The organism is Paenibacillus thiaminolyticus (assembly GCF_007066085.1).
GTDB lineage: Bacteria > Bacillota > Bacilli > Paenibacillales > Paenibacillaceae > Paenibacillus_B > Paenibacillus_B thiaminolyticus.
Window position 1 is genome coordinate 5,728,601 of the sequence record NZ_CP041405.1, and the last position, 19,520, is coordinate 5,748,120.

The following is a 19,520-nucleotide window of genomic DNA, read 5'->3' on the forward strand; positions in this document are numbered from 1 at the left end:
GAGCGGTTTGACGTGCAGGCGCTGCACCTGGCGATGAAGAAGATCACGGTTCACCATGACGCGCTGCGAATGGTGTTCACGCCTACAGCGGATGGCAGTTATGCCGCTTGGAACCGTGCCGTAGATGAAGGAGAATGCTACGGCTTGGAAGTATTCGACTTCCGGCAAGAGTACGAATTGCAGGAAGAGCGGGCAGAGCCGGCGTGGAGCCGGTCAGTCGAAGCGAAGGCCAGGGAGCTGCAGGCCGGCATCAGCTTAGAGACTGGTCCGCTCGTGAAGCTGGGCTTATTCCAGTGCGGTGACGGCGATCATTTGCTCATCGTGATTCACCACCTCGTCGTGGATGGCATTTCCTGGCGGATCTTGCTGGAAGACCTCGCCATAGCGTACGAGCAGGCTGCACAAGGGCAGGACATTCGTCTGCCGTTGAAAACCGACTCGTTCCAACTCTGGTCGCAACAGTTGACTGCTTATGCTTCAAGTCCGGCTATGGAGACGGAACGCGACTATTGGAGCCAGATGGCGGGTCGGGAACAAATGCCATTACCGAAGGATAACGATCAAGGCGGAGACGCGGTCGAAAATAGCGCAACGTTGACCTTGCAATGGTCCCGGCGCGAAACACAGCAGCTGTTAACCGAGGCGAACCGGGCATACGGGACGGAGATTAACGATCTGCTGCTGACCGCATTGGGGATGGCGATTCAAGAATGGACGGGCAGCGAGCAGGTGGCCGTCCTGCTGGAAGGGCACGGCAGGGAATCCATCCTGCCGGATGTGGACGTCAGCCGGACGGTGGGCTGGTTCACGAGTGCGTATCCGGTCATGCTGGACATGAAAGCGGATCTGGAGCTGCCGCGGCGCATCAAGCTGGTCAAGGAAACACTAAGAAGCATCCCGCATAAAGGCGTCGGCTACGGCATTTTACGTTATTTGACCTCATCGAACATTCAAGCAGCCGACCCTGAAATCGCGTTTAACTATTTGGGGCAGTTCGACCAGGATTTGCAGAACAGCGCTCTTCAGATCTCGCCGCTTTCGTCTGGGGATGCGGCAAGCCGCAGGCAAAAAAGGGCAGCCACGCTCGATTTCAACGGCCTGATCGCCGAAGGGACGTTAACCCTGAATCTGAGCTATAGCGCCGAGCAGTACCGCAAGAAAACGATGCAGCGGTTGGCCAAGCGGCTGAAGCATCATTTGCAGGAAGTGATTCGTCACTGTGCGGCAAAAGAAAGTGTGGAGCTGACGCCTAGCGATGTGCTGCAGCAGGGCATGACCATTGAGGAACTGGAAGCGCTGGTTCAGCGGAATCGGTCTGTGGGGGATGTCGAGAATGTATATGCCCTGACGCCTATGCAGCAGGGGATGCTGTTCCACAGCCGTCTGGATCCTCAGTCGGGCGCTTACGTGAACCAAATGCTCATTTCGCTGCAGGGAGAACTAGATCCAGCCGCATTGGAACGCAGCTGGAATACGGTCATCCAGCGGCATGCAGTACTGCGGACGAGCGTCGATAGCGGTTGGCGGAATCAGCCGCTGCAGGTCGTCTATCGCAGCCGTACCTTGAAGATTGCCTATACAGATCTATCGATGAAGAGTGCGGCAGAGCAGGAGCGGGAACTGGCCTTGCTCAAGGAAGAAGACCGCAAGAGAGGGTTTAGGGTCGAGTCGGACGGCTTGATGCGCGTAACGATCGTGCGTACGGGGCCGGACTCGCACCAGCTGTTGTGGAGCTTCCATCATATTCTCATGGATGGATGGTGCCTGCCTCTGGTGGTCAAGGAAGTCCTCGAAGCGTACGCGGCCTTGTGCAAGGAAGAGGAGCCGCAATTGCCGCGCGTGAGCGAGTATAGCGAATATATTCGCTGGCTGTCCGAGCAGGACGGGCAAGCGGCCTCGGAGTATTGGGCAGACATGCTTGCGGGCTTCGAACAAGCAGCAGAGCTTCCAGGACGGCAGCGCCAAGCGCAGGGATATGAAGCGAGGCGCGCGACCTGCTCGCTGGATCGGAAGTTGACCGAACGGATCAGCCAAGCAGCGCGAGAGCAGGGAGTGACGGTGAATACCTTGCTGCAGACGGCATGGGGACTGCTGCTGCACAAATACAGCGGGACGCACGATGCGGTATTCGGCAGCGTGGTGTCCGGCAGACCGGCGGATCTTCCCGGCGTGGAAGGGATGATCGGGCTGTTCATCAATACGATTCCGGTACGGGTGAAGAGCGAGGCTGGAGACGCGGTAGCCCGCGTGCTGCAGCAGGTTCAAGAGCAAGCGCTGGCGTCCCAAGCCTATGACTATTATCCGCTGCATGAAATCCAGGCTCAAAGCTCAAAAAACCGGGAGCTATTCGATCACATTCTAGTGTTCGAGAATTACCCGGTGGAGGAGCAAACCGGCTCAATAGGAGATGCATCCGGGCTGAACATTACCGGAGTTCAAGCGGAAGAGCAAACCAACTATGACTTGAATGTGATGATTTTACCTGGGGAAGAGATGACGCTTCATTTCGACTACAATGCGCAGGTGTACGAACGAGATGGTATAGAGCGTCTGCAAAGGCATCTGCTGCACATCGTGGAGCAGATTGCAGCGGAATCGAGCATTCCGGTGCAGGAGTTGGAGCTGCTGACAATGGTCGAGAGAGAGCAACTGCTCGTGCAGTTCAATGATACGCAGGCAGCGATTCCGGAAGAGGCAAGCATTCCTTCCCTGTTCGAACGGCAGGCGGCGCAGACGCCGGATCGTCCGGCGGTAGTGTTCGCGGACCAGTGTCTGACCTACCGGGAGCTGGAGGAGCAGGCCAACCGCATCGCCCAATGGCTGCGGGCGCACGGTGTGTCGGCGGAAGACCGCGTAGGCGTTCTGATGAACCGTTCGCCGCGGCTCATCGCCGGGCTGCTGGGGATTTTGAAAGCCGGGGCCGCTTATGTGCCGATCGACCCTATTTTGCCTAAAAAGCGTATGGTGGCCATGATCCGAGATTCCGGGATGAAGGTAATGCTGACGGATTCGGTGCAGCTTGGGATGGTAACAGATCTGCATAAGACATCGCTGCGTCATGTACTGTGCCCGGATGATGCGCTGACGGAAGAACTGGTCGGACGGACGGGGCAAGTCGACCAGGCAGGAGAGAATGAAGGCAACAAGATAAGCCTCGGTGGGGAAAGGATTTCGTTATCCTTCGCGAAGCAACTAGCCGAGCACTCATCTGCACCCGTTGGGGTAGAAATAAAACCAACCGGCAGCGCATATGTCATCTACACCTCCGGAACGACTGGCACGCCGAAAGGGGTCGTCGTGGAGCACGGGAACGCGGTGAATTTCATCTCGGGAATGATTCGCGAGCTTCCGTTCGGGACACATGATTCGATGCTGTGTATCACGACGGTGTCCTTCGATATCTTCGCCGCGGAGAGCTGGGTGCCGCTTAGCTGCGGCATGCAGGTCGTCCTCGCAGGCGAGGAAGCGCAGCAGGATGCGGCCGTGCTGGCGGAACTGCTCGCTCAGCACCCGGTGCAGATGATGCAATTGACGCCATCGCGTCTCATGCTGCTGCTCGGCGATGCACGGAGCGCGGCGCAGCTGCGGAGCATCGAGACGCTGCTGGTCGGTGGGGAAGCCTTCCCTTCCACGTTGTATGAGCAATTGAGGGAACATACGGATGCGGCGGTGTACAACATGTACGGGCCGACGGAAACGACCGTATGGTCCACGTTCGACCGCTTAGAAGGGGAGGAACGAATCAGCATCGGACGTCCGATGGCGAACACGCAGGCGTATGTGCTGAACGAGGTGCTGCAGCCGCAGCCGATCGGCGTGGCAGGAGAGCTGTGCATCGGCGGTGCGGGAGTCGCCCGCGGATATTGGGCGCGTCCGGAGCTGACGGCCGAGAAATTTGTGGACAGCCCGTTCGTTCCCGGAGAACGGCTGTACCGAACCGGCGATTTGGCGCGCTGGCTGCCTGACGGGCGGCTGCAGCATCTGGGACGGATCGACCATCAGGTGAAGATTCGGGGATACCGGATTGAATTGGGCGAAATCGAAGCCAGGCTGCTGCGCATTCCGGGCGTAAGCGAAGCCGTCGTAACTGTCGTAGAAGCAAAAGATACTAAAGAGAATGCGCAGGAATTGTGCGCTTATGTAACGGGCGGGCATCCGCTTGAAGCAGCCGAGCTGCGCGCCGCCTTGGCCGAATCGCTGCCGTCATACATGATGCCGTCACACTTCGTGCAGCTGGAGGAGCTTCCGCTGACGCCGAACGGCAAGGTGGATCGCCGGGCACTGCCGAAGCCGGCGGGAAGCGCTGGAAGCGGAGCGGCAGCGGAATATACAGCGCCGCGAACCGATGTTGAGGCGAAGCTGGCGCAGTTGTGGCAGGAGGTGCTGGGCGTTGAGCGCGTAGGCATCTACGACAATTTCTTCGAGTTGGGCGGCCATTCCTTAAAGGCGATGACGCTCGTATCGAAGATTCATCAGGCGCTGGAAATAGAGCTGCCGCTAAGACAGTTGTTCCTCTCGCCGACGGTTGAAGGGTTAGCGGCTGAACTGATGGCGACGGGTGGCAGCGCGGCGTATCAAGCGTTGGCCCCGGCAGGCGAACGGATGCATTACCCGTTGTCTTCGGCTCAAAAACGGCTGTACGTTTTGCAGCAGTTAGAGGGAGCCGAGCTAAGCTATAACATGCCGGTGGCGCTGCGGCTTGAAGGACAATTGGATCGTGAGCGGTTGGAAGCAGCTCTGCAAGGGCTCATTGCCCGGCATGAATCGCTGCGCACTTCGTTTGCCGTCGTGGATGGCGAGCCGGTGCAGATAGTGTCGGATAAGGTTCTATGTGACATGTCGTATAGGGAAGCGCAGGAAGAAGAGGTCGAGGAACTCATCCAGGCATTCCTCCGTCCGTTTGACCTAAGCGAAGCGCCGCTGCTGCGTACGACCGTCATTCGTCTCGAAGCAACGCGTCACGTGCTGTTGTTCGATATGCACCATATTATTTCGGACGGCACCTCGATCAGTATTTTGGTAGACGAATTTGCGAAGCTGTACGCGGGTGCAGCGTTGGAGCCGCTGAAGCTCCAGTACAAAGATTATGCGGTATGGCAGCGGGAGCACTACGCCGATAGCCAAGCGTACGAGCAGTTGGAAGCGTACTGGGTGGAACAGTTAGGTGGCGAATTGCCGGTGCTGAGCCTGCCGGCCGATTATCCGCGTCCGGTCGTACGCAGCTTCGAGGGCAGCCGGGTGGACGTTGAGCTGGACGGCGATCTTGCGCACGCTGTGCGCGAGCTGGCCCGTACGAGCGGAACTACGGTGTACATGGTGCTGCTTGCCGCCTACAGCGCGCTGCTGGCGCGACTTGGGGGACAAAAAGAAGTCGTTGTCGGATCGCCAGTGGCGGGACGGCCGCATGCAGATATGGAAGGCATGCTGGGGATGTTCGTCAATACGTTGGCACTGCGGACGCACCCGTCCGGAGAGAAGAGCTTCGCGACCTATCTGCAGGAAGTGAAACAGACATCGCTCGACGCCTTCGAGCACGGGGACTATCCGTTCGAGGAACTGGTGGAACGGGTGGTGCGGCAGCGCGACACGAGCCGCAATCCGCTCTTCGATGCGATGCTCGTGCTGCAAAACATGGATCAGGCAGAGCTTGAGCTCCCTGGGCTTCAGCTCACCTCGTATCCGTTCGAATCCAACGTGGCCAAGTTCGATCTGACGCTGTCGGTGAGTGAACAAGAGAACGGCATGCGCTGCTCGTGGGAATATGCCGCCATGTTGTTCGAACGATCTACGATCGAACGATGGGCCGGTCACTTTGCGGAGCTTTTGCGGCAGAGTACCATGAATCCTCAGGTGACACTGGGAAGCGTCGGCTTCCTGACGGCAGCGGAGCAGGAACAATTGCTGACGCAGTTCAATGAGTCGCAGCAATTCAATCACGATAACGGAACAGCTGCTGTGTTGTCGCGAGGCATGGACATGACGCTGCACGCGATGTTCGAGGATCAGGCGGCAAAAACGCCGGAGCGGTTGGCCGTGGAATGCGGCGAAGACGCCCTGACGTACCGGGAGCTGAACGAACGGGCGAATCGGCTGGCCCGAGTCGTGCGCCGTTATGGAGCAGGTCCCGAAAGCCTTGTTGCCGTGCAGCTCGAACGCTCCGTGAATATGGCTATCGCGCTGCTTGCCGTGTTGAAGGCCGGGGCAGCCTATCTGCCGATATCGCCGCAGGATCCGGCCGATCGCGTGCGGTTCCTGCTGGAGAACAGCGGCGCAACCCTGCTGCTGTCCGGAACGGCACAGGAGGCGGCTTCTTGTCCGGTGCTAGGCTTGGATGATGACCGTATTGAGTTGGAATCGCCGGAAGCTCTTCCGAGCTCTGCGAATGGCGACAATTTGGCCTATGTGATCTACACCTCCGGGACATCCGGTCAGCCGAAAGGCGTTATGGTGGAGCATGGGAGCATCGTTCATACGCTGCAGTGGAAGACAGCAACCTACGGCTTCAACGGAGGCCGGGTGCTGCATGCCAGCCCGTTCGTATTCGACGCGTCCATCACGCACTTTTTTGGTCCCTTCGTTGCGGGGGCGACCGTCGTGATGCTGCGCGATGAAGAATTAAGCGATCCGGCAGCCATTATCAGCACGCTTGCCGAGCAGAAGATTACCCATGCGCAATTCACAACCGGTCTGCTCGCGGCACTGCTCGAAATGATCGGGCCGGAACAGCTGGCCACCGTTCGGAGCGTGGTCACCGGCGGAGAAAAAATCAGCGCTGCATTGATTAGAAAAATGCTGACCCACCGTCAGATTAAGTTTGTCAGCGAGTATGGGCCGACGGAAAACAGTGTGGTGACAGCCGCTTTACCGGTCAGCGATCCACGGCAGTCTCATATGCTTGGCACAGCGATTGGCCAGACGAAAATGTATGTGCTGGATGCGAATGGACAACTGCAGCCGATCGGCGTACCTGGCGAGCTGTGCATTAGCGGGCCGGGATTGGCCCGGGGGTACCTCAATCAGACGGAGTTAACGGCGGAGCGGTTCGCTGCTAGTCCGTTTGCGCTGGGCGAGCGTATCTACCGAACCGGGGACTTGGCGCGCTGGCTGCCGGATGGCAATCTCGAGTATATGGGACGGATGGATGCACAAGTGAAGATTCGAGGCTATCGGATCGAACCGGGCGAGATCGAAGCCGAGCTGCTGCGGTCGGCTCAGGTAAGCGAAGCCGTCGTGGCCGCGCTGCCGGATGCTGCGGGAAGCATGCAGCTGTGCGCCTATGTTGTTGGCGGCGAGCTGGAGCCTTCTGAGCTGCGCAGCTTGCTGTCCACAACGCTGCCAGCGTATATGGTTCCTTCCTTCTTCGTGAGGCTGGAGCAATTGCCGCTGACCGCCAACGGCAAAATCGATCTCAAAGGGCTGCCGAAGCCGGATGCAGCCATGGCCCATGCGCCATACGTCTCGCCCCGCACGCCGGCGGAGCAAGCGCTGGTGACGGTATGGCAGCAGGTGCTCGGGGTGCCGCGTATCGGCATCCATGACAGCTTCTTCGAATTGGGAGGCGACTCGATCAAGGCGATTCAAGCCATGTCCCGGCTCATGCAGGCCGGGTATAAGCTGGACATGAAGGATCTGTTCCGGTATCCGGCTGCGGCCCAACTGAGCGATCATATCGCCCCGGTTAGCCGCATTGCGGAACAGGGAGAGATTCAAGGAGCGGTGCCGCTTACGCCGATTCAGCACTGGTTTGCCGAGCGGGATCTGGCCGATGCGCATCATTTCAACCAAGCCGTGATGCTGTACCGGGAGAGCCGGTTTGAGGTGGAGGCGCTGCACCTGACGATGAAGGGGATTACAGAACACCATGACGCGCTGCGAATGGTGTTCACGCCTACAGCGGATGGCAGTTATGCCGCTTGGAACCGTGCCGTGGATGAAGGGGAATGTTACGCCTTGGAAGTCTTCGACTTCCGGCAAGACCAGATTCGGCAAAATCATGATCGGCAGGATCCTGATTTGCAGGAAGAGCGGGAAGAGCAGGCGTGGAGCCGGTCAGTCGAAGCGAAGGCCCGCGAGCTGCAGGCCGGCATCAGCTTAGAGACTGGTCCGCTCGTGAAGCTGGGCTTATTCCAGTGCGGTGACGGTGATCATTTGCTCATCGTGATTCACCATTTGGTAATTGACGGTATATCCTGGCGGATCTTGCTGGAGGACCTCGCCATAGCGTACGAGCAGGCTGCAGAAGGACAGGACATTCGTCTGCCGCTGAAAACCGATTCGTTCCAACTCTGGTCGCAACAGCTGACTGCTTATGCTTCAAGTCCGGCTATGGAGGCGGAACGTGAATATTGGAGCCAGATGGCGGGACGGGAACAAATGCCATTGCCGAAGGATAACGATCAAGGCGGAGACGCGGTCGAAAATAGCGCAACGTTGACCTTGCAATGGTCCCGGCGCGAAACGCAGCAGTTATTAACTCAAGCGAACCGGGCATACGGGACGGAGATTAACGATCTGCTGCTGACCGCGCTTGGAATGGCGATTCAAGAATGGACGGGTAGCGAGCAGGTTGCCGTCAATCTGGAAGGGCACGGCAGGGAATCTATCCTGCCGGATGTGGACGTCAGCCGTACGGTGGGTTGGTTCACGAGTGCGTATCCGGTCATGCTGGACATGAAAGCGGATCTGGATCTGCCGCGGCGCATTAAGCTGGTCAAGGAAACACTAAGAAGCATCCCGCATAAAGGCGTCGGCTACGGCATTTTGCACTATCTGGCCTCGCCGGGTGAGGATAATATCCGGGCGTTGGCGCCTGAGATCTCGTTTAACTACTTGGGACAGTTCGACCAGGATTTGCAGAACAGCGGGCTGCGGATCTCGCCGCTTTCGTCCGGGGATGCGGCAAGCCGCAGGCAAAAAAGAGCAGCAACACTCGATTTCAACGGCATGATCGCCGGGGGAACGTTAACTTTGAATCTGAGCTATAGCGCCGAGCAGTACCGCAAGAAAACGATGCAGCGGTTGGCCAAACGGCTGAAGCATCATTTGCAGGAAGTGATTCGTCATTGTGCGGCAAAAGAAAGTGTGGAGCTGACGCCTAGCGATGTGCTGCAGCAGGGCATGACGATTGAGGAGCTGGAGGCGCTGGTTCGGCGGAACCGGCCTGTCGGGGACATCGAGAATGTATACGCCCTGACGCCTATGCAGCAGGGGATGCTGTTCCACAGCCGCCTGGATCCTCAGTCAGGCGCTTACGTGAACCAAATGCTCATTGCGCTGCAGGGAGAGCCGGATCCAGCCGCATTGGAACACAGTTGGAATACGGTCATCCAGCGGCATGCAGTACTGCGGACGAGCGTCGACAGCGGTTGGCGAGATCAGCCGCTGCAGGTCGTCTATCGCAGCCGTACCTTGAAGATTGCCTATGCAGATCTTTCGATGAAGAGTGCGGCAGAGCAGGAGCGGGAACTGGCCTTGCTCAAGGAAGAAGACCGCAAGAGAGGATTTAGGGCAGAGTCGGACAGCTTAATGCGCGTAGCGGTCGTGCGTACGGGGCCGGAGTCGCATCAACTGCTGTGGAGCTTCCACCATATTCTCATGGATGGATGGTGCCTGCCGCTGGTGGTCAAGGAAGTCCTCGAAATATACACGGCCTTGTGCAAGGAAGAGGAGCCGCAATTGCCGCGCGTAACCGAGTATAGCGAGTATATTCGCTGGCTGTCCGAGCAGGACGGGCAAGCGGCCGCGAAGTATTGGGCGGACCTGCTTGCGGATTTCGAACAAGCGGGAGAGCTTCCAAGACGGCAGCGCCAAGCGCAGGGATATGAAGCAAGGCGCGTGACCTGCTCGCTGGGTCGAAAGTTGACCGAACGGATCAGCCAAGCAGCGCGAGAGCAGGGAGTGACCGTGAATACCTTGCTGCAGACGGCATGGGGACTGCTGCTGCACAAATACAGCGGGACGCACGATGCGGTATTCGGCAGCGTGGTATCCGGCAGACCGGCGGATCTTCCCGGCGTGGAAGGGATGATCGGGCTGTTCATCAATACGATTCCAGTCAGGGTAAAATGCGAGGCTGGGGATACGGTAGCCCGCGTGCTGCAGCAGGTTCAAGAGCAAGCGCTCGCGTCCCAAGCCCACGACTATTATCCGCTGCATGAAATCCAAGCCCAAAGCTGGAAGAACCGGGAGCTGTTCAACCACATTCTAGTGTTCGAGAACTACCCAGTGGAGGAGCAAGCGGGCTCGCTGGGGGATGCGGCCGGACTGAACATTACCGGAGTTCAAGCGGAAGAGCAAACCAACTATGACTTGAATGTGATGATTTTGCCTAGGGAAGAGATAACGCTTCATTTTGACTACAATGCGCAGGTGTATGAACGAGATGGGATAGAGCGTCTGCAAAGGCATCTCCTGCACATCGTGGAGCAGATTGCAGCGGAATCGAGCATTCCGGTGCAGGAGTTGGAGCTGCTGACAACGGCCGAGAGAGAGCAACTTCTCGTGCAGTTCAACGATACGCAGGCAGCGATTGCGGAAGAGGCAAGCATTCCTTCCCTGTTCGAACGGCAGGCGGCGCAGACGCCGGATCGTCCGGCGGTCGTGTGCGCGGACCAGTGTCTGACCTACCGGGAGCTGGAGGAGCAGGCCAACCGCATCGCCCAATGGCTGCGGGCGCACGGTGTGTCGGCGGAAGACCGCGTAGGCGTTCTGATGAACCGTTCGCCGAGGCTCATCGCCGGGCTGCTGGGGATTGTGAAAGCCGGTGCCGCTTATGTTCCGATCGACCCTATTCTACCTAAGGAACGCATGGAGGCGATGCTCCGGGATTCCGGGATGCAAGTAATGCTTACAGACACTGCATATGCGGAGGCATTATCCATCTTTCAAGAGACATCGCTGCGTCATGCATTATGTGTGGACGATCATGAATTGCTGGCAGGGTATCCTTCCGAACCCGTTGGCGTGGAAATACAACCAACCGGCAGCGCATATGTCATCTATACCTCCGGAACGACCGGCACGCCGAAAGGGGTCGTCGTGGAGCACGGGAACGTGGTGAATTTCATCTCGGGAATGATTCGCGAGCTTCCGTTCGGGACACATGATTCGATGCTGTGTATTACGACGGTGTCCTTCGACATCTTTGCCGCGGAGAGTTGGGTGCCGCTTAGCTGCGGCATGCAGGTCGTCCTCGCAAGCGAGGAAGCGCAGCAGGATGCGGCCGTGCTGGCGGAACTGCTCGCTCAGCACCCGGTGCAGATGATGCAAATGACGCCATCGCGTCTCATGCTGCTGCTCGGCGATGCGCGAAGCGCGGCGCACCTGCGGAGCATCGAGACGCTGCTGGTCGGCGGGGAAGCCTTCCCTTACACCTTATATGAGCAGCTAAGGGAACATACGGATGCGGCGGTGTACAACATGTACGGGCCGACGGAAACGACCGTGTGGTCCACGTTCGACCGCTTAGAAGGGGAGGAACGGATCAGCATCGGACGGCCGATGGCGAACACGCAGGCGTATGTGCTGAACGAGGCGCTGCAGCCGCAGCCGATCGGCGTGGCAGGAGAGCTGTGCATTGGCGGTGCGGGAGTCGCCCGCGGATATTGGACGCGTCCGGAGCTGACGGCCGAGAAATTTGTGGACAGCCCGTTTGTTTCCGGAGAACGACTGTACCGAACCGGCGATTTGGCACGCTGGCTGCCTGACGGGCGGCTGGAGCATTTGGGACGGATCGATCATCAGGTGAAGATTCGGGGATACCGGATCGAACTGGGCGAAATCGAAGCCAGGTTGCTGCGCATTCCGGGCGTAAACGAAGCAGTTGTGACTGCCGTGGAAATGATAAACCATGCGCAGGAATTGTGCGCTTATGTAACGGGCGGGCATCCGCTAGAGGCAGCCGAGCTGCGCGCCGCCTTGGCCCTATCGCTGCCGTCATACATGATGCCGGCGCACTTCGTGCAGCTGGAGGAGCTTCCGCTGACGCCGAACGGCAAGGTGGATCGCCGGGGACTTCCGAAGCCGGCGGGAAGCCCGGGAAGCGGAGCGGCAGTCGAATATACAGCGCCGCGAACCGATGTTGAGGCGAAGCTGGCGCAGTTGTGGCAGGAGGTGCTGGGCGTTGAACGCGCAGGCATTCACGACAACTTCTTCGAGCTTGGCGGACATTCCCTGAAGGCGATGACGCTCGTATCGAAGATTCATCAGGCGCTGGAAATCGAGCTGCCGCTAAAACAGCTGTTCCTCTCGCCGACGGTCGAAGGGCTGGCAGCTGCACTGAATGCTGCAGATGGCAGCACGGCGTATCATTCGTTATCCCCGGCAGGCGAACGGGCACATTACCCGATGTCTTCGGCTCAAAAACGGCTGTATTTCCTGCAGCAGCTAGAGGGAGCCGAGCGGAGCTACAACATGCCGGTGGCGCTGCGGCTTGAAGGAGAACTGGATCGTGAGCGGTTGGAGGAAGCTCTGCAAGCGTTCATCGCCCGCCATGAATCGCTGCACACCTCTTTTGCCGTCGTGGATGGCGAGCCAGTGCAGCAGGTACAGGACGAGTGGAGCTTCTCTGTATCCTATGAAGAAGCGGAGGAAAGGGAAGTCGAGGATCTTATCCAGGCATTTCTTCGTCCGTTTGTCCTGAACGAAGCGCCGCTGCTGCGTGCAACCGTCTTGCGTCTCGAAGAAACGCAGCACTTGCTGTTGATGGATATGCACCATATCATTTCAGACGGCACGTCAATGAACATTTTGGTAGCCGAATTTGTGAAGCTGTACGCGGGCGAAGCATTGGTTCCGCTGAAGCTGCAGTACAAAGACTATGCGGTGTGGCAGCAGGAATACGTGCTCAGCGATGCTTACCGGGAGCAGGAGAAATATTGGCTCGATCAGTTATCAGGCGAGCTGCCGGTCCTGCAGCTGCCAACCGATTTCGCACGTCCTACCTTGCGCAATTTTGCAGGCGACCGGGTTGATTTCAAGCTGGGAAGAACATTATCGGAAGCGGTACAGCAATTGGCCCTGGACACAGGAGTTACCGTCTATATGGTGTTCTTGGCCGCGTACAGCACACTGCTGTCCCGTCTCTCCGGCGACGAGGAGGTTATTGTCGGCTCGCCGGTAGCCGGGCGTCCACATGCGGATCTCGCGGACATAATGGGGATGTTTGTCAACACGCTGGCCTTGCGCACGTTCCCTTCCGGACAAAAAGCTTTTGCCGAATACCTTGAGGAAATCAAGCAAACGGCGCTCGATGCGTTTGAGCATGGCGAGTATCCTTTCGAGGAGCTGGTCGACCACGTTGTCACCCAGCGGGACATGAGCCGCAATCCGCTCTTCGATGCGGTATTCGTGCTTCAAAATGCGGAGAACTCGCAGCTGAATCTCCCTGATTTGACCGTCGAGTCTTATCCGTTTGCCGATGCGCAGGCCAAGTTCGACCTCACCTTGATGATATCCGAGGGCGCGGAGGGGTACTACGGTTCGCTGGAGTTCGCTACCGCCTTGTTCACGCGGGACACGGTCGAACGGTGGGCGGGCCATTTGACGGAGCTGCTGGATCATGTGACGTCTGAGCCGGATACAACCCTTGCCGAAGCCAGATTAGTGAGCGGATCCGCCGAGCTCAATCAGTTGATGACCTACAGCGGCTTGCCTGTCCAAGACAAGCCTCGAACGACGATTCATCGACGCTTCGAGGAAATAGCCGGTCTCTATCCGGAGCGAACGGCCATCGTGTGCGGCGATCGGCATCTCACTTATGCGGAGCTGCAGCTTCAAGCGCGCCTTGTAGCCGCCAGACTGCGGAGGGAAGGAATGCGGCCGCGCGCAGCCGTTGCTATTTTGGCGGAGCGCTCGATCGAATTCGTCGTGGCGGTGCTGGGAATTGTGCAGGCCGGCGGAGTCTATGTGCCGCTGGATCCGGACGCGCCCGCGGAGCGTCACCTGTATATATTGAACGACTGCGGCGCGGAGTTCCTGTTGGCCGTACCGGATTCCAGTGTTCCGGCGTCTTACCCGGGAACGGTCATCTTGCTTGATGACGGAGCTCTTGTGAATGGAGCATTAGAAGCATTCGAAGAGTTAGAAGCATTAGAAGAGCTAGAAGCGTTAGAGACATTAGAGGCATTGGAACGTGGAGAAGCGAATGGCTGCAGTTGCGATGATCCGGCTTATATCCTGTATACCTCGGGCACAACGGGTAGACCAAAGGGAGTGCTGGTAACGCATGGAAATGTACTCAATCTGGTGAACAACAATGGGTATGTACCTTTCCATGCCGATCACCGCTTTGCGCAGACCGGTGCGGTAAGCTTTGATGCGGCTACATTCGAAATATTCGGAGCCCTGCTGCATGGAAGCTCCTTGCATCCGGTTGAAAAAGACGTACTGTTGGACGCGCGCCGGATGGGAGCGTTTATGGCAGAGCACGGAATTACGGTCATGTTCTTGACGACCTCGCTCTTCCATCAGCTGGCCGATGAGGATGCGGGCCTGTTTGCCGGCGTAGAGCATCTAATTATGGGCGGGGAGGTTCTCTCGCCGAAGCATGCTTATGCCGCGAAGGAGGCATGTCCGGGACTTACGATCTGGAACGGATACGGTCCTACCGAGAACACGACCTTCTCGACTGCATTCGCGGTCGAGGAGACCCGTAACAAACACAACATCCCGATCGGCAGGCCGATCGAAGGGACGACAGCCTATGTGCTGAGCGCTCGGGGGCAGCTGCTTCCGGTCGGCGTGCCTGGGGAATTGTGCCTTGGCGGGGCAGGCGTCGCTGCGGGATATTGGAATCTGCCTGAGCTTACGCAGGAAAACTTCGTGCCGGATCCATGGATTGAAGGCGGACGCATGTACAGAACAGGGGATTTGGCCCGCTGGTTGCCGGACGGAACGCTCGAATATTTGGGCAGAATCGATCAGCAGGTCAAAATACGGGGCTACCGGATTGAACTCGGCGAAATCGAAACGCGGCTGCTGCTTCACGCGGACATTCGCCAAGCGGCTGTCATGACTTGGGCAGAGCGGCCGGGAAGCGAGGGTTTGTGCGCTTATTACGTAAGCAGCAAGCGCCTGGAGCCGGCCGAATTGAGACATCATCTGAGCATCGCTTTGCCTGAGTATATGGTTCCGGCGCATTTCGTGCATTTGTCGGAACTTCCGCTCACAAGAAATGGCAAGCTAGACCGCAAGGCGCTGCCGGAACCGGAAGAGACCGCTGTATCGTGCAATGAATTCCTGCCGCCGCGGTCATTAACGGAAATTAGGCTCGCGATGCTATGGCAGGATGTGTTAGGGGTTCAGCGGGTGGGCCTGAATGACGATTTCTTTGAACTTGGCGGCCATTCCTTGCGAGCAATGACGCTAGTATCGCGGATTCACCAAAAGCTGAATGCGCAAATCAAGCTGCACGATGTGTTTCAGTCGCCTACTCTCGAACGGATGAGTCAAGTCATCGAATCATCGGCGGGTTCACCGTATGAAGGTTTGCTTCCTGCGCCGCATCAGGATTGCTATCCATTGTCCTCTGCCCAAAAGCGGATGTATGTATTGCAGCAGCTTCAAGGAGAAGAACAGACCTACAACATGCCGAACATCTTCCGGTTGGAGGGGCCGGTGAATCGGGATCGTATTAATGAGGCGCTTCAGGGCTTGATTAGGCGGCATGAGGTGCTGCGTACATCTTTCGAGATGATGGAAGGCAGTCCCGTTCAGATCATCCATGATACGGTGGAATTCGCGGTTTCATATACCGAAGCAAAGGACGAGGAGGATGCGAGCAAAGCGATTCGCGCGTTCTACTTCCCGTTCGATCTGACCCGTGCTCCGCTGCTCCGCGTGGGACTGATACGCTTGCAAGAGGAGCGGCACCTGCTGCTGTTCGACATGCATCACATTATTTCGGATGGCGTATCGATGAGCATATTGATCAAGGAGTTCGGGAAGCTGTACTCCGGCGAGTCCATGCCGTCCCCACGACTTCAATATAAAGATTACAGCACTTGGCAAAGCAGCTATGTAACGATGGATGGTTACAAAAAACAGGAAGTGTATTGGTTGGGGAAATATGCAGGAGAACTTCCGGTATTGGAATTGCCGTTGGATTTCCCGAGACCGCCGGTACGCAGCTATGCCGGAGGCAGGGTACACTTGGAATTGGACTCCCGTCTGACCGGAGAAATAACACAGCTGGCGCAACATTCAGGGACTACCTTATATATGCTGCTGTTGGCGGCGTACAGTACGCTGCTGTCGCGTCTCAGCGGTCAGGACGATATCATTGTCGGCTCGCCGACTGCTGGCAGACCGCATGCAGATCTTGCCGATATGCTGGGCATGTTCGTCAATACACTGGCACTTCGCACCTACCCGGCCGGCGAAAAAGAATTTGTAAGCTATTTGCAGGAAGTGAAGGAGAGCACGCTTGATGCGTTCGTCCATCAAGACTATCCATTCGAAGATCTGGTGGAGAAGGCCGTCACCCGGCGGGACATGAGCCGCAGCCCTCTCTTCGATGTCATGCTCGTCCTGCAAAATACAGAGCAAGAACCAATGGAGTTGGAGCATGTCAGGTTGTCCGCCTATCCGTACGAAGGGCTCGCGGCGAAGTTCGATCTCACGCTAACCGTCATTGAGCATGAAAAAGGCATGAGCCTCACTTTCGCATACGCTGCGGATCTGTTCGCCCGCGCAACGATTGAACAATGGGCATCGTATTTTAAAGTGCTTTTGGAAGCGGTCGTCTCGGATCCAAAGCAGCGGCTCGCGGATTTGCCTTTGCTGAACGAAGAGGAACGGCAGCGGATGCAAGCCTATTCGCAAGGCGCATGGCTGGATATGAGTGCCGGGCGCACTTTGGATCGGTGGTATGCAGAGCAGGCTGCCAGAACGCCAGATCGGTACGCCGTCATCTCCGGGGAGCGACGGTTGACTTATAAGGAGTTGGACGAACAAGCAGAGCATGTCGCGGAGTTGTTACGGGACAGAGGCGTAGGCCCGGATCGGATCGTCGGACTCGTCCTGCCGCCATCGCCGGAAATGATCGTCGGGATGCTCGCGATATGGAAAGCCGGCGGAGCCTATCTTCCGATCGATCCCGACACGAATTCAGATCGGGTGACATATATGCTGGAGAATTCGGAAGCTGCCCTGCTGTTGACGATGAGCGAATGGGAGTCTCGTCTGCATTTTCCGGTCGAGTGTCTGAGTCTGGATCGGATTCCTGCAAGATCGCCGGATACCGGCACGGGTCGGATGGAAGCAAGCCGGAGCCTGGACAATTTGGCTTACGTGATTTATACATCGGGAAGCACCGGGAAGCCCAAGGGCGTTAAAGTCATGCATCGCAATGTGGCGGCCTATGCGGAATGGTTTATCGAAGAGGCTGGCATTGTGGAGGAGGATCGCACGGCCCTTGTTTCCTCCTTCGCCTTTGACCTGGGATATACGGCCGTATTTTCAGCTTTATTGTCCGGGGCGGCGCTGCACTTGCCGGGCAAAGATACCTACATGGATCCGGAAAAGTTGCTGGAGTACCTTATCCGGGAAAGAATCACTTACGTCAAAATGACGCCGTCCCTGTTCGGCCTGCTTGTGAGAAGTCAGCGTTTTGCCGGGCATTCGGTCAACGACTGTATCCGCTTGGTCGTGCTCGGCGGGGAATCAATCAACTGCGCGGATGTGGAGCTTTTCTTTGCCAAGTATGGGCGAGCCCAAGTGATGCAGCATTATGGGCCGACAGAGACGACGATCGGATCCATTGCCTTGAGGATGGATTTCGAGCAGTTCCACTTCTTCCGGAACCGGCCGGTGTTAGGACGGCCGATAGCGGGTGAACAGGTTTATATCGTCGACTCTGCAGCAAGACCGGTTCCGATGGGGGTTGCAGGAGAAATCGCGATTGGCGGACACGGAGTGAGCCGGGGCTATGTGAACCTGCCGAATGAGACGGAGGAGAGATTCGCGAGCCAACCGTGTGCCTCGAACCAGCGGTTGTACCTGACAAGAGATCGGGGCCGCGTACTGGCGGATGGAACGATCGAGTACTTGGGCCGCAGCGATCATCAAGTGAAGATCCGGGGTTACCGGGTTGAGCTGGGAGAGATCGAATCGAGGCTGATGCAAATTGAAAAAATCGCGGAGGCGGCTGTATTGGCCATACCGGATGCCCAGGGTGTACTGGATTTGTGCGCTTTTGTCGCGGCCGAAGGTCAAATGGACATGACAGGCTTGCGGGAACAATTGCGTTGGCAGCTGCCGGACTATATGATTCCGTCCCGCTTCCATCAGCTTGCAAAGCTTCCGCTGACAGCCAACGGCAAGGTGGATCGCGCGACGCTGGCAAAGCAGCAGATCACGATGCCTGTCGTTCAACAAGCTAGTTATGCGGCTCCTAGGAATGCGTTGGAGCAAGCGCTTGCTGACCTGTGGCAGGAGGTGTTAGGCATAGAGCGCGTTGGAATTGAGGATGATTTCTTCGAGATTGGCGGGCAGTCGTTGAAGCTGATTCAGGTGATCGGGAAGATTCGGCGAAACCTGAAGCTGGACATTTCCCTTCGCGATGCTTTTGCCTATACGACCGTGTCGGAATTGGCGCAATATTTTGAAGCACGGGGAAGCAAGGTTGAAGACAATGAAGTATCCGTGTGGAATCCGGACAACGGATTATCCTTGTTCTGCTTCCCGCCGATTGTAGGGTATGGGCAAGTGTTCATGAGAATGGCGGAGGAGCTGCAAGAGACTGCCGCGATTTATGCATTTGACTTTATCGAAGCGGAAGACGTGATCCGGCATTATACGAACAAAATCCAGACTCTGCAGCCTCAAGGAGCGCTCCATCTGTTGGGCTACTCGGCAGGAGGAAATTTGGCGTTCGAAGTGGCGAAACAACTGGAGAGCGAAGGGCGGGAAGTCGCTCATCTCATTCTGCTGGACTCTTATCCGAGGAAGAGCGCGCTCCAAGCTGCGGATCAGGCAGCGTATGCAGAGTCGCTGCAGGACGAAATCTCGCGCTTTATCGCTCATGTGCCCGAAGCGGATGTAGAGGAAGTGCTTCACAATATTACTCAATATAAATCATGGGTTGACAGCATCGCGACGGATGGGCGAATTCAGGCCCGCATTCATTTGATTCAATCGGAAAATGTTGAAGAGTCGCCGGAGCAATATTACTGGAAGCCATGGACTGCCGGAGACCAAATACTGTACCAAGGCAGCGGGAAGCACGAACAGATGCTGGAAGGCGAAGAAGCAAGCAAGAACGGATCTGTTGTCAGAGCTATATTACATGAAGAGGTGCAGTGAAAATGAACGGGCTCATCCATTCCTGAATTCTGGTTCTTATTCATCAATTCTGCGGAAGCCGGGGGATTATACTCTCCCGGTTTTTCCCATATTTCACAAAATAAGAATCAACCCCATCGTAATTTCATAATATTCAGAGGGTGGCATGCCGTAGGCTTACCTGCAGCCGGATTCACACAGATTCAATTGTCTATCTGGCGGAAAGGAGATGAAGCTTC

1 protein-coding gene (cut by a window edge) is annotated in these 19,520 nt (G+C 57.2%); it reads left to right on the top strand.

What is annotated here, in order from left to right; translation table 11 throughout:
• Positions 1-19,302, top strand: partial view of a non-ribosomal peptide synthetase gene (locus FLT43_RS25335; protein WP_143797166.1) — the end only. Its footprint begins 22,230 nt before the window's first position; only the last 19,302 of its 41,532 coding nucleotides appear in the window; its start codon lies off the left edge, out of view; its stop codon occupies positions 19,300-19,302.
• Positions 19,303-19,520 lie beyond the last annotated feature (218 nt).